13 protein-coding genes and 1 tRNA gene are annotated in these 12,760 nt (G+C 62.4%); 9 read left to right on the top strand and 5 right to left on the bottom strand.

Annotated features, from left to right (window positions below):
* The first annotated feature begins 2 nt into the window (after positions 1 to 2).
* Positions 3 to 473, top strand: a complete 471-nt coding sequence (locus D8767_RS21730) for a GreA/GreB family elongation factor (RefSeq protein ID WP_016715089.1) — start codon at positions 3 to 5, stop codon at positions 471 to 473.
* An 8-nt stretch (positions 474 to 481) separates the two neighbouring features.
* Here D8767_RS21730 and D8767_RS21735 read toward each other — a convergent pair whose 3' ends face one another.
* Entirely contained in the window at positions 482 to 1,420 is a 939-nt protein-coding gene (locus D8767_RS21735) for a LysR family transcriptional regulator (RefSeq protein WP_060709797.1), read from the bottom strand.
* Between the two features lie 118 nt (positions 1,421 to 1,538).
* Between D8767_RS21735 and D8767_RS21740 the strand changes: the two genes are divergently transcribed.
* The gene (locus D8767_RS21740; RefSeq protein WP_016715087.1) at positions 1,539 to 2,288 is read left to right on the top strand and encodes a 3-oxoacyl-ACP reductase family protein; all 750 of its coding nucleotides are present in this window, start codon (positions 1,539 to 1,541) and stop codon (positions 2,286 to 2,288) included.
* A gap of 44 nt (positions 2,289 to 2,332) precedes the next feature.
* On the opposite strand, the gene D8767_RS21745 is transcribed toward D8767_RS21740, so the two are convergent.
* A complete protein-coding gene (locus D8767_RS21745; protein ID WP_016715086.1) occupies positions 2,333 to 3,214 on the bottom strand; it encodes a LysR family transcriptional regulator in 882 nt (293 codons plus the stop codon).
* Positions 3,215 to 3,320: 106 nt separating this feature from the next.
* Here D8767_RS21745 and D8767_RS21750 point away from each other — a divergent pair, with 106 nt between their 5' ends.
* The 3 genes from D8767_RS21750 to D8767_RS21760 all read left to right on the top strand — a co-directional run bounded on the left by D8767_RS21750 (position 3,321) and on the right by D8767_RS21760 (position 7,205).
* Positions 3,321 to 4,490 carry an MFS transporter gene (locus D8767_RS21750; RefSeq protein ID WP_016715085.1) on the top strand — a complete coding sequence of 390 codons (1,170 nt, stop codon included), beginning with the start codon at positions 3,321 to 3,323 and terminating at the stop codon, positions 4,488 to 4,490.
* 116 nt (positions 4,491 to 4,606) lie between these two features.
* Positions 4,607 to 4,987 carry a hypothetical protein gene (locus tag D8767_RS21755; RefSeq protein ID WP_016715084.1) on the top strand — a complete coding sequence of 127 codons (381 nt, stop codon included), beginning with the start codon at positions 4,607 to 4,609 and terminating at the stop codon, positions 4,985 to 4,987.
* 76 nt (positions 4,988 to 5,063) lie between these two features.
* Positions 5,064 to 7,205, top strand: a complete 2,142-nt coding sequence (locus tag D8767_RS21760) for a TonB-dependent siderophore receptor (protein WP_028698657.1) — start codon at positions 5,064 to 5,066, stop codon at positions 7,203 to 7,205.
* A 93-nt stretch (positions 7,206 to 7,298) separates the two neighbouring features.
* Here D8767_RS21760 and D8767_RS21765 read toward each other — a convergent pair.
* Positions 7,299 to 7,388, bottom strand: a tRNA-Ser gene (locus D8767_RS21765).
* 198 nt (positions 7,389 to 7,586) lie between these two features.
* Here D8767_RS21765 and D8767_RS21770 point away from each other — a divergent pair.
* The 3 genes from D8767_RS21770 (at position 7,587) to D8767_RS21780 (ending at position 10,111) form a co-directional block, all read left to right on the top strand.
* The gene (locus D8767_RS21770) at positions 7,587 to 8,276 is read left to right on the top strand and encodes a crotonase/enoyl-CoA hydratase family protein (RefSeq protein WP_016715082.1); all 690 of its coding nucleotides are present in this window, start codon (positions 7,587 to 7,589) and stop codon (positions 8,274 to 8,276) included.
* An 81-nt stretch (positions 8,277 to 8,357) separates the two neighbouring features.
* Positions 8,358 to 9,071: a 1-acyl-sn-glycerol-3-phosphate acyltransferase gene (locus D8767_RS21775; RefSeq protein WP_016715081.1), complete on the top strand. Its 714-nt coding sequence runs from the start codon at positions 8,358 to 8,360 to the stop codon at positions 9,069 to 9,071.
* Positions 9,072 to 9,139: 68 nt separating this feature from the next.
* Positions 9,140 to 10,111: a magnesium and cobalt transport protein CorA gene (locus D8767_RS21780; RefSeq protein ID WP_016715080.1), complete on the top strand. Its 972-nt coding sequence runs from the start codon at positions 9,140 to 9,142 to the stop codon at positions 10,109 to 10,111.
* A 33-nt stretch (positions 10,112 to 10,144) separates the two neighbouring features.
* Here D8767_RS21780 and D8767_RS21785 read toward each other — a convergent pair whose 3' ends face one another.
* Positions 10,145 to 10,876, bottom strand: coding sequence for an amidotransferase (locus D8767_RS21785; RefSeq protein ID WP_019096934.1), 732 nt, complete (start codon positions 10,874 to 10,876; stop codon positions 10,145 to 10,147).
* Positions 10,877 to 11,404: 528 nt separating this feature from the next.
* On the opposite strand from D8767_RS21785, the gene D8767_RS21790 reads away from it, so the two are divergent.
* Positions 11,405 to 12,205 (top strand): cytochrome c, encoded by an 801-nt coding sequence (locus D8767_RS21790; protein ID WP_016715078.1) that lies wholly within the window; start codon positions 11,405 to 11,407, stop codon positions 12,203 to 12,205.
* 54 nt (positions 12,206 to 12,259) lie between these two features.
* Here D8767_RS21790 and D8767_RS21795 read toward each other — a convergent pair whose 3' ends face one another.
* Positions 12,260 to 12,592 carry a ribonuclease E inhibitor RraB gene (locus tag D8767_RS21795; RefSeq protein ID WP_016715077.1) on the bottom strand — a complete coding sequence of 111 codons (333 nt, stop codon included), beginning with the start codon at positions 12,590 to 12,592 and terminating at the stop codon, positions 12,260 to 12,262.
* Positions 12,593 to 12,760: the final 168 nt, after the last annotated feature.

Genomic DNA, 12,760 nt, shown 5'->3' on the forward strand with positions numbered 1-12,760 from the left:
CCATGGACAAGCCCCACCTGCTGGCGCAGATCGTCGCCATCCTCACGCATGATCTGGACGTGCTGACCCGTGCGGCGCAAACCGCCTACGAGGCTGCCACCGCCGAAGAGAACATCGCCGAGAACAAGTACGACACCCTGGGCCTGGAAGCCTCATACCTGGCCACCGGCCAGGCCCGGCGCAGTGCCCAGATTCGCCAGGCGCTGCTGATCTACCAGCAATTACTGCTGCGCGACTATGACCCCGCACGCGGGGTGCAGGTGAGCAACCTGGTGAAACTGGAGGATGAGGAAGGTAGCCAACGCCAGCTGTTCCTTGGGCCTGAAGCGGCGGGGCTGAAGATTGGCGAAGGAGATGAGTTGGTAACAGTGATTACCCCGCGTTCGCCGCTGGGGCAGCAACTGATGGGCAAAAAGATTGATGACGAGGTGTGCCTTGGGGCACAGGTTCTGTTCATCATTGATATTACCTGAAAGGGCCTTTACAACGTCTGCAAGGCATCAAACCGCCCCGCCAACCCCTGCTCGGCAAACTTCTCCACCACAAAATCGATAAACGCCCGGGTCTTGCCCGGCAACAGCTTGTGCTCGGCGAAATACAGGCTGATGTGCCCGTCGTCCACATACCAGTCCGGCAACACCCGACGCAGCCGCCCGCCCTGCAGGTAGGGCACGGCAAACGGCAGGCTCACCAAGGCAATCCCCAGCCCCTGCTCGGCCACCGCGCACGCCGCATCCGAATCGCTCATGGTCATCGCCTGACGCAGCTGCAACGGCTGTTGCACCTGCCAGCGGCTGGTCAACGGCCACGAACGCACCCGCCCGGTCTGCGGTGAGCGGATCAGGATGCCGTCGTGGCGTTGCAGCACCTCTGGGTCTGCAATCGGCGCATGCCGCTCAAGGTACACCGGCGCCGCCACCAACACCCGGTGCGCAGGGGTCAGCTTGCGCGCCACCACCCCCGGCGGCAGTTCAAAACCACCGCCAATCGCTGCATCGAACCCTTGGCCAATCAAGTCGACCTGGCGGTTGTCGAAATGCCAGTCCGGGGTAATGGCCGGGTAGCGGCGCAAAAACTCACTCAGCAACGGCAACACGTACAAGCGCCCGAACACCGTCCCCATACTTACCCGCAAAAGGCCGGCCGGCTGACCTTCGGCACTGGCCAGGTTGGCCACGGCGTACTGGATAGTGCGGAAGCTGTCACTGACCTCACCAAGAAAACGCTGCCCCGCTTCGGTCAAAGTCAGCTTGCGGGTACTACGCTGGAACAACCGCACCCCCAGGCGCGCCTCCAGCTGAGCCACATGTTTGCCCACAGCGGCCGGGGTAATGCTCAGGCGCCTGGCAGCCTCGGCAAAGCTGCCGACCTCGGCACTGCGGATGAAGCACTCCAACGCGTTGAACGATTCCATGGCCATGATTGGCAACCAAAGGTTTACTCTGCTGATAGTGATTGCCATCTTATCAGCAGGTAATCGAGCGCCGATACTGCGCCCATCCAAGGCATTCCGGCCTGGCTTCCAGCAGGAGATCAGCATGTCCAAGCAACTTACACTCGAAGGCAAAGTGGCCCTGGTACAGGGCGGTTCCCGTGGCATTGGTGCGGCCATCGTGCGGCGCCTGGCCCGCGAAGGCGCACACGTAGCCTTCACCTATGTCAGCTCTGCCGGCCCGGCAGAAGCACTGGCCCGGGAAATTACCGAAAACGGCGGCAAGGCCCTGGCCCTGCGGGCCGACAGTGCCGATGCAGCAGCCGTGCAGCTGGCGGTGGATGACGCCGTGAAGGCCTTCGGCCGGCTGGATATTCTGGTCAACAACGCCGGCGTACTGGCAGTAGCACCGGTCACCGAATTCGACCTGGCCGACTTCGACCGCATGCTGGCGGTGAATGTGCGCAGCGTGTTCGTCGCCAGCCAGGCTGCCGCACGCTACATGGGCCAGGGCGGGCGCATCATCAACATCGGCAGCACCAACGCCGAGCGCATGCCGTTTGCCGGTGGCGCACCCTATGCCATGAGCAAGTCGGCGTTGGTTGGCCTGACCCGCGGCATGGCCCGTGACCTGGGGCCGCAAGGCATTACCGTGAACAACGTGCAGCCAGGGCCGGTGGACACCGACATGAACCCGGCCAGTGGCGAGTTTGCCGAGAGCCTGATCCCGCTGATGGCGATTGGGCGGTATGGCGAGGCGGATGAGATTGCCAGCTTTGTGGCTTACCTCGCGGGCCCAGAAGCCGGGTACATCACTGGAGCAAGCTTGACGATTGATGGCGGGTTTGCCGCTTGAGTTGATGGGCTGCCTGTGCCAGCGATAGGGCCGGTACAGGCTTATCAACTCCCAGACCCCAGCCGCTGTTCCATCACCTCAAGAAAAGCCCGGGCAGCGGGCGTCGGGCTGGAGGACCACACGGCATACAAGTGCCGCACCGGCGCATCCACCAACCGCGCCACCGTCACACCTTCGAAACCCTGGGCCACCCGCTCCGGCACAAGGCCCACCGCCATGCCCCGCTGCACAAACTTTTCCACCAGACGCACATGCCCGATCTCAAACTGCACCCGGCGCTGCAACCCTGCGGCGTGAAACGCCTCATCCGTCTGCCGCCGTGCCCCGGTGCCTTCGGGGAAGTCCACCAGCACTTCGTCCGCCAGGTCGGCCAACGCCAACGGCGTACGGCCGGCAAGTCGATGATCAACCGGCAACAACGCCACCAGTTCCTCCCTGGCCAGCAAGCGATGCTCCACGCCCTGCACGACCTCGCCCTGCCACAGGCCAATAAAGCCCACATCCAGGCGCCGCTCGACCACATCGACGATCAGCAATTCGCTCTTGGCCGTGATCCAACGCACATCCACATCCGGGAAACGACCGTGGAACAGTGCCAGCAGGTCGACCAGGTCCAACGCCGTGAGCGAGCTGATTTCACCAATCGCCAGTCGCCCGCGCACCTGCCCGCAAGCCGCCGCCACGTCATCGGCAATGCGTCTGGCCGCTTCCACCGCCGGCCGGGCGCTGAGCACAAAAGCCTCGCCGGCAGGGGTCAGGCGCACCCGTCGCGAACTACGCTCGAACAGGCTGACGCCCAACTGTGCCTCCAGCCGCGCCACCTGATGGCTAAGCGCCGACTGCACCACATGGCAGCGCTCGGCCGCGCGGGTAAAGCTGCCCGTGTCGGCAACGGCAAGGGCATATTCGAGCTGCTTGAGGTTCATGCATCTATCTGCTTTCAAGATGGATAAGTTGAAAACTATACATTGGTGTCATGCCAGACACTCCCTGATAATCCTCCCACTTACTACTGCCCGCCACGAGAACCGCATGAACGCCCCCAGTCTAAGCCGCGCCCTGATCCTGCTGATGGCCACCGCCACCGGCCTGGCCGTGGCCAGCAATTACTACGCCCAACCACTGCTGCACAGCATCGCCGAGCAGTTCGGCCTGAGCACTGCCAGCGCTGGCAGCATCGTCATTGCCGCACAGCTCAGTTATGGCGCCGGCCTGTTGTTGCTCGCGCCGCTGGGTGACCTGTTCGAGCAGCGCCGGCTGATCACCGTAATGACCGCTGTTTCCACGCTGGGCCTTGTCATCAGTGCCTGTGCGCCGAGCCTGCCCTGGCTGATCCTGGGCACGGCGCTGACCGGGCTGTTCTCGGTGGTGGCGCAGATCCTGGTCCCAATGGCCGCGACACTGAGCGAGCCACATCAGCGCGGCCGTGCGGTCGGCACGCTGATGAGCGGCCTGCTGCTGGGCATCCTGCTGGCGCGCACCGCAGCCGGCTTCATGGCCGAACTGGGCGGCTGGCGTAGCATCTATGTGCTGGCCGCCGTGTTGATGGCGATTACCGCCTTGGCGCTGTACCGCAGCTTGCCACAGCACCATAGCCATGCCGGGCTGAAGTACCCGGCGCTGATCGCTTCGGTGTTCCGCCTGTTCTTCGAAGAGCCCGTGCTGCGCCTGCGCTCGCTGCTTGGGTTGCTGGCGTTCAGCCTGTTCGCACTGTTCTGGACACCGCTGGCGTTTCTGCTCGCACAAGGCCCCTACCACTATTCGGATGCCGTGATCGGCCTGTTCGGTCTGGCCGGTGCGGCGGGTGCGCTGTCGGCCAACTGGGCCGGGCGGCTGGCAGACCGTGGCAAAGGCTCGCTGGGTACCACTGTGGGCCTGGTCGTATTGCTGCTGTCATGGGTGCCGCTGGGGTTTGCCCAGCAGTCGCTGCTGGCCTTGCTGCTGGGTGTGTTGATGCTCGACCTGGCAGTGCAACTGGTGCACGTGAGCAACCAGAACGCAGTGATTGCCCTGCGGCCCGAGGCACGCACACGGCTGAATGCTGGGTACATCACCTGCTACTTCATTGGCGGGGCGCTGGGGTCGCTGCTGGGCACACAGTTGTTCCAGCACCAAGGCTGGATGGGCATTGTGGTAGCAGGCCTGGTGATAGGCGGGCTGGCGTTGCTGGCGTGGGGGCTGGCCAATCGAAAGGCCGCTTGATTGACACAGGGGCGACATCGCACCGCACTACCCTCCGTCGTATTGCCGTTGACTTGCCTGCCCGGGCAGCGCTCAGTAGGCGCTGGTCAATGCCCTTTCCCTGACAGGACGACTTTATGACAAGACTCACGGTGCAATCCGGCGATTTCTTGCAAGGTGAAGGCGAGTATCGCAACGGATCGCTCACACTCAAGACCCCGCGCAGCCCCTCCCCGGGCGAGCGGATTTCACTCGCGCGCATCAGCGACCTCAGGCTGGCCAGCCTGGAATCAAGCCGCAGCCTGAGCAGCGCCCTGGGCTGGGGTGTGGCCGGCGCTCTGGTGGCGGGCCCGGTAGGGTTGCTGGCCGGGCTGTGGCTAGGTGGCAAGGAGGAAGAAGCCACCTTCCTGGCCACCTTCAAGGATGGGCGCAAGCTCATGGCGATAACCGACGGCAAAACCTGGTCAAAGATCGATGACAGTTGGCGGCAGCACAAGCGGCCCGCCAACCAGGACTGAATATCGCGGGGCCCGGATCGTTTTATGCAGAAGGCGGCTGTTAAGATGCCGCCTTTTTCATGGTCGGAGCCCCCGCATGCCACCGCGTCACCCCCGCCTGCACCTGAGCCTGCTCAGCCTGGGCCTGGCCCTGCATTGCCCCCATGTGCTCGCCGAAGACAGCGTGGTGCTGGCGCCGCTACAGGTGTCCGACACCTATGCCAACGATGGCTACCAGGCACGCCAGGCAGCGGTGGGTGGCTTTCAGCCCGCGCCCTTGCTCGATACGCCCGCCTCGGTCAGCGTGTTCAGCCAGCAACTGCTGGAAGACCGCCAGGTGCGCAAGCTCAGCGAAGTGCTGCAAAGTGACGCCTCGGTTGGCGAAAGCTATGCCCCCATCGGCTACTACGAAAACTTCAATGTGCGCGGCTTCGAGCTGAATGCCGCCAGCAGCTACCGCATCAATGGCCAGACCATCGCCGGCGAGCAGAACGTGGCCCTGGAGAACAAGCAGCAGGTGGAATTGCTCAAGGGCCTGTCAGGGCTGCAGAGCGGCGTTTCTGAGCCGGGCGGCCTGATCAACTACGTGACCAAGCGAGCCGAAGACGTGCGCAGCGTCACGGTATCGACCAACGAGCAAGGCGAACGCTACCTGGCCACCGACCTGGGCGGCTGGTTCGGCAGCGAAAAGCAGTTTGGCCTGCGCGCCAACCTGGCCCATGAAGACATCCGCTCCTACGTCGACCACGCCGACGGCAAGCGCGACTTCGCCTCGCTGGCGTTCGACTGGCAGATCAACCCGGATGCCACCCTGCAGCTGGATGCCGAATACCAGCACCGCGAACAACGCTCGGTGCCGGGTTACCAATTACTGGGCGGCACAGAAGTGCCCCACGGCATCGATCCGGATGACCGTCTGGCGTACCAGAGCTGGGCCAAGCCGGTGCAGAACGACTCGCTGAACCTGGGCGGGCGCTTCGAGTATCGCTTCAACGAGGCCTGGACCGGCACCTTGAGTGCCTCGCGCAGCAAGGTGGTGATCGACGACTACAGTTCGTTTGCCTGGGGAAGCGAAGATGGCTGGCAGTCTCATTTCAGCCCGGAAGGCGACTACGATATCTATGATTTCCGCAGCCCTGACGACACCAGGCGTGTCGATGAAGCACAGGCGATGGTCAACGGACGGTTTGACGTTGCCGGTAACAGCCATGAGTTGACCGTGGGCACCAGCGCTCAACGTCGGACGCTGGATCAACGCACCTACTACAACGAGCTTCTGGAACACCCCGGAAATATCGACACAGGCTCCCCAGCCCAACCGCCTTCCGACAAACCCATTGGCGCCAGCGAACGCCGCCTGGACAGCCGCCAGTATGGCCTGTTCGTCAGCGATCGCATCAGCTTCAACGAGCAATGGCAAACTGTACTGGGCGCCCGCGAAGTGCGCCTGGATGAAAAGACCTGGGACGAGAACGGGGTTGCCGGGCGCCATACCCGCCAGTATGAGTTGCTGCCCAATGCTGCGCTTATCTATAAGCCGCAGCCGAACACCACGGTATACGCCAGCTATGCCAAGGGCCTGTCGGCCGGCGGCACAGCGCCGTGGTTTGCGCTGAACAAATTCGAAATCCTTGCCCCCACGACCTCCCACCAACTGGAACTGGGCCTCAAACATGACTGGCAAGGCCTTAGCCTCAGCGCCGCGCTGTTCCAGATCCGCCAGGCCTACCAGTACGCACGCCCCGACGACACGGGCTACTTCACCTATGTGCAGCAGGGCCAGCAGAAAAACACCGGCCTGGAACTGGGCGCCAGCGGCTGGGTGACCCGGAACCTGCAAGTGCAGGCCAGTGCCGCAGCCATTCGGGCGCGGGTGCAGAACAGCGGTACCGATGCTTATGAAGGCCATCAGGCAATCAATGTGCCCAGGTTCCGGGCAGCGCTGCACGCGGAATACACGTTGCCGGTGCCGGGGCTGGCGCTGCTGGGCGGGGCACGGTACAGCGCCAGCAAGTATGCAAGCCAGGCGGGGAATGTGGAGGTTGGCGGGTACACCGTATTCGACCTTGGCAGCCGCTACCGCACGCGTATTGCCGGGTATGACACCGTGCTGCGGCTGACCGTGGATAACGTATTCGACAAACGCTACTGGCGCGATGCGGGGGATTACCTGGGGGACAACTACCTGTTCCAGGGGGCACCGCGTACGGCTCGGCTGTCGGCCTCGGTCAGCTTCTAGATTGCCAGGGCCGCTTTGCGGCCCTTTCGTCGCACAAGGCCCAGAATGCAAAAAGCCCCCGAACTTTTCAGCTCGGGGGCTCTTCGCAGAATGTGGCGGTGAAGAAGGGATTTGAACCCTTGATACGATTTCTCGTATACACACTTTCCAGGCGTGCTCCTTCGACCACTCGGACACTTCACCGTTTCTCTTCAAGCCGTGCGGCCCGTCGAGGTGCGCTAATTTAGTGAAAGCGCTCCCCTTTGGCAAGCATTTTTTTCAGTTTTTTCATGTATTTGCATTTGAGCCCCGGTGAACGCTGACCGACCAGTCAGCCTTGCTGCTTTACCTGGCCTCTGGCGCTGGGTAACGTCGTCGCCACGCCAACAAAAGGACTCTGCCATGAGCGAGCTGATTACCTACCACGCCGAAGACGGCATCGCCACCCTGACCCTGAACAACGGCAAGGTCAACGCCATCTCGCCGGATGTCATCACCGCCTTCAATGCCGCGCTTGACCGCGCTACTGAAGAGCGTGCCGTGGTGATCATTACCGGGCAGCCAGGCATTCTGTCGGGCGGTTACGACCTCAAGGTGATGACCAGCGGCCCTCAAGCGGCCATCAGCCTGGTCACTGCGGGCTCCACCCTCGCCCGCCGCCTGCTGTCGCACCCGTTCCCGGTAGTGGTCGCCTGCCCGGGCAATGCCGTGGCCAAGGGCGCCTTCCTGCTGCTGTCGGCCGACTACCGCATTGGCGTCGAAGGGCCGTACAAGGTGTGCCTGAACGAAGTGCAGATCGGCATGACCATGCACCATGCCGGCATCGAATTGGCCCGCGACCGCCTGCGTCGTTCGGCTTTCCATCGTTCGGTGATCAATGCCGAGGTGTTCGACCCGGTCGCGGCAGTGGATGCCGGCTTCCTCGACAAGGTGGTGCCGGCTGAACAGTTGCAGGACGCAGCGCTGGCGGCGGCGCGGGAGCTGAAGAAGCTGAACATGCTGGCGCACAAGAACACCAAGCTGAAGGTGCGCAAAGGGCTGCTGGAGGCGCTGGACAAGGCGATCGAACTGGACCAGCACCACATGGGTTGACCGGACAGGCTCACACCAAGGTTTGCCGCAATCAGTGCACACCCGTACACTGTCCGGCGACTGTCTGGTGTGAGTCGTACCATGCTTTATTCGTTGCGCATGTTCCTGCTGGCGCTGCATTTTCTTGCCGTTGGCGCCGTGGGCCTGATCATTGGCCTGTGCCGCCCCTTCAACCCCGACAACAGCCGGGTGTTTGCCCACCTGTACAGCCGGCCAGCCACCTGGCTGATGCGCATCAAGGTCAAGGCCGAGGTCGGGCCACTGTGGGACCACCCACCCGGTTGCGTGATCGTCGCCAACCACCAGTCCAACTTCGACCTGTTCGTATTGGGCCAGGTGGTACCACAACGCACCGTGGCCATCGGCAAGAAAAGCCTGGGCTGGATCCCGCTGTTCGGCCAGCTGTTCTGGCTGGGCGGCAACGTGCTGGTCGACCGCAAGAACGCCTACCAGGCGCGCAAGGCGCTGCAAAAGACCACGCGGGTGCTGCAGGACGACACCTCCATCTGGATTTTCCCTGAAGGCACGCGTAACGCCGGCGAGCAGCTGATGGCCTTCAAGAAGGGCGCGTTTCACATGGCCATCGAGGCCGGCGTGCCGATCGTGCCGGTATGCGTCAGCCGCTATGCCAGGCGCATGAGCCTGAACAGCTGGCGCCAGCGCACGGTGATCGTGCGCTCGTTGCCACCCATCGTCACGGCGGGCATGACACAGCAGGACATCCCGGCGCTGATCGAGCAGTGCCGCGGGCAGATGCAGCAGTGCATCGACCGCATGGAACACGAGCTGGCCTGAAGCGGGTTGCTCTTGGGCCGGGTACGGCCCAAGCTGTAACCGTGTTCAACCGGAATAAGCGGGCAACCATGGGTCGTGTCGTGGCATCGGCGGTGTACAGCGCCGGCAGAAAGGTCACCAACATCAGCATCGACGAAGGCAGCGAGTGGGCGCGCAAGCCGGGGCATTTCGTGTGGATCGGCCTGGAAGAGCCCAACGCCGAGGAGCTGGCCAACCTGCAGTGCCAGTTCAACCTGCACGAACTGGCCATTGAAGATGCCCTTGAAAAGCACAGCCGGCCCAAGCTGGAAACCTTCGGTGACGCGCTGTTCATCGTCACCTATTCGCCGGTGCGCCACGAAGGCAAGCTGGAATTCATCGAAACCCATATCTTCGCTGGCAACGGCTACATCATCACCTGCCGCAACGGCCACTCCAAGTCCTACGCCATGGTGCGCCAACGCTGCGAGGCACGGCCATTGCTGCTGGAGCATGGCGAAGACTTCGTACTGTACGCCCTGCTCGACTTCGTGACAGAAAACTACCAGCCGGTCAGCGAAGCCATTCATGGCGAGATCGAAGAGCTGGAACAAAGCGTGCTGGGGGGCTCGCTGCAGGAGGACGACATCCGCCGCCTGCACAGCCTGCGCCGCGACATCCTGCGCCTGCGCCGTTATGTGGCGCCGATGGTGGAAGTGAGTGAAGAGCTGCAGCGCCTGAGCTTCCCGTTCATCGACAAGAACATGCGGCCCTACTTCCGTGATGTGCAGATTCATGTGACGCGGCAAATGGAAGACCTGGCCGGCATCCGCGACATCGCCAGCCAGACCATCGAGATCGGCATGCTGCTGGAGTCGTCACGGCAAAGCATCGTTCAGCGCAAGTTCGCGGCCTGGGCGGCGATTTTGGCGTTCCCCACGGCCATTGCCGGGGTTTACGGGATGAACTTCCAGAACATGCCGGAACTGGCTTGGCACTATGGGTATTTCGGGGTGCTGGGTGTAATCGGGCTGGGGTGTGCGGGGTTGTATGCCAGCTTCAAGAAGTCGGGCTGGCTTTGAGATTGTGGGGGCCGGTTTGAGGCCCCCAGCCTCTTACGCCGCGTCGTGCTTGCTCACCGGCTGCTGGATAAAGCGCAACATCCACTCCCCCACCAGGTCGCCCTGGTGCTCGGTGGCCAGGCTGGCCACGGCCTTGTGGTACACCTCATCTCCCAGGAATTCCTGACGCGCATCCAGCAATGCGCGGGAATAGTCATGCACGAACTCCGGGTGGCCCTGGAAGCACAGCACCTGGTCACGAATGTGGTACGCCGCATTCGGGCAGAAGTCGCTGGAAGCAATCACCGTGGCGCCTTCCGGCAATTCGGTCACCTGGTCCTGGTGGCTGATCAGCAAGGTCAGCTCCGACACTTCCGGGTCCATCCACGGCGCATGGGCCGCCAGCGAGTAGCGATGAATGCCCACGCCCCAGCCCTTGTCGGCCCGCTCGGCCTTGCCACCCAGGGTCAATGCCAGCAACTGGTGGCCAAAACACACCCCCAGCAGCTTCTCGCCACGTTCGTACAATTTCAGCAGGTAGGCCTTGAGGGTCTGGATCCACGGGTCGGAACCAAACGAGTCAGCCTTGCTACCCGTCACCAGGTAGGCATCGAACACTTCACTGTCGGCGGGATAATCGCCGTTCATCACGTTGTACACACGGAATTCGGCGGCGATCGGCTGACGCGAAAAGAGCTGCTCGAACATCCTGCCGTAGCCTTGGTACTGCGCGGTCAACTCCGGTCGCAGGACATCGGTTTCAAGGATGCAGACGCGTAACGACATAGGGGTAGTCCTGAACGACATGGGTGGGAATCTGCTGTAGAGACTGACTCGAAAGACACGTACAAGCAAGTAGGTTGCACTGACGAACGGTCACATTTCGTCGGCGCCCGCCAGGTACTTGCGCCACTGTCTAGCCAGAGCATGCCAGCCGACTGGCACATGGCCTCATAGCAAAAAGAAATCATCGACCAACACTGTTAGAAGAAAGGGTTCTCAAACATGGATGCCACACACCCTACTGTTGGTTGTATATCCACTTTCAAGAGGCAGGCAGTTCAGGCGCCACGCGTCGTTGCTGCGATCGACCCGAAGTGCGACAAGGAAGCCAACGGGTATTCAGGAATAACAAAAAGAAGGCGGTCCGCCATGTTCAGACAATCGAAAATTCGCCAAGCTGGGCTCATTCTCTTCGCCACCACTTTACTGCTGATTTTGCCGAACCTGACACGCTTGTTCGGCTGACAGTGGCGATGGCGCCACCGGGCAATACACAGGTAACCTGCTGGCCTTGATGGTCGGAGATTGCCCATGCGCCACTGCCTTGCCTTGTTAGCGTTGCTCCTGAGCCTGCCGCTGTCGGCGGCGCAGCTGCACCTTGAACTGGGCGCCAATACGCGCCAGTGGAGCAGCACCGAACTGCTTGACCACCCGCAGGCTCGGGATATCAGCATCGAACAAGACGTTTCCTACAAACGCCCCATGCACTATCGGGCGGTGCCGTTGGCCACGCTGCTAAAAGGCGTGAGCGCCGGTGATCACCTGCAGGCCGTGGCGCTGGATGGCTTTGCCGCTGAAATGCCCGCTGCGCCACTGTTGCAGCAGGGGCCGGCACAGGCCTGGCTGGCGGTGGAAGACCCAGGCCAGCCGTGGCCGGCACTGGGCCAGGGCAAGCCGAGTGCGGGGCCGTTCTACTTGGTGTGGACTGCGCCGCAGGCCAGTGGCATCCGCCCGGAGCAGTGGCCGTTCCAGATTTCCACCATTCGCATGCTCGCGCCGGTGGCGCAGCGTTTTCCCGCGCTGCTGCCCGCCCCCAAGCTGCCGGCCGACAGCCCGGTGCTGCAGGGTTTTGCATTGTTCCAGCAGAATTGCCTGGCGTGCCATCGACTGAACGGTGCAGGGGATGCGCAGGTGGGGCCGGATTTGAATGTGCCGCACAACCCTACCGAGTATTTTCGGCCAGAATACCTGCGCAAGCTGATTCGGGCCCCGCAAAGCCTGCGGCAATGGCCGCAAGCGAAGATGCCGGGGTTTGACGAGCGTGTGTTGAGTGAACAGGAGCTGGATGCGTTGCTGGCCTATCTGGGGCACATGGCCAAGCGCAGACCTTGACGCCCGCGTGTGCTTCTTCGCGGGCGAACCCGCGAAAAAGGCAACACAACACGCTTAGGCAATCGGCCGCTCATGCTTGACGCCCCACCCTTCCACCTCTCCCCCATAAGGTGTCACCAACTGTTCAAAGGCCTCTTCAAAGTCGCCAATCCCGCCATAGGTGGCATACATGACCTTGCTCAGTTCCAGGTGCCAGGCACCGTCGCCCAGCTCCTTCACCTGGGCATTGAGCGATTCGCCACGAAACTGCCCGGCCGCGCGGCGGGCCCCTGCTTCGTCGGGGAATACGGCGTAAAACTCGATGGGGTGGATCTGGGTGAAGTCGAACCCGCCTGCTTTCATCTGGCGCAGGACGTTGCTGCTGATATCGTCGTTCTGGCTGCTCATGAATCGTCCTCCTGAATAATGCTATGGATAGACTTTCCGTGCACTACGCACCTGCCGGCAGTCATTGGCCAGGCAGTTCGAGCTGATGCAAGACGCGAATTGAAGCGGTGCCAACCCGCAGAATAGGCGGCACCTTCCAGTAGCGTAGTGCCTGCAAAGGCGCCACGC

Origin of the sequence: Pseudomonas sp. LTGT-11-2Z, from assembly GCF_003691445.1 — a bacterium.
Classification (GTDB): domain Bacteria; phylum Pseudomonadota; class Gammaproteobacteria; order Pseudomonadales; family Pseudomonadaceae; genus Aquipseudomonas; species Aquipseudomonas monteilii.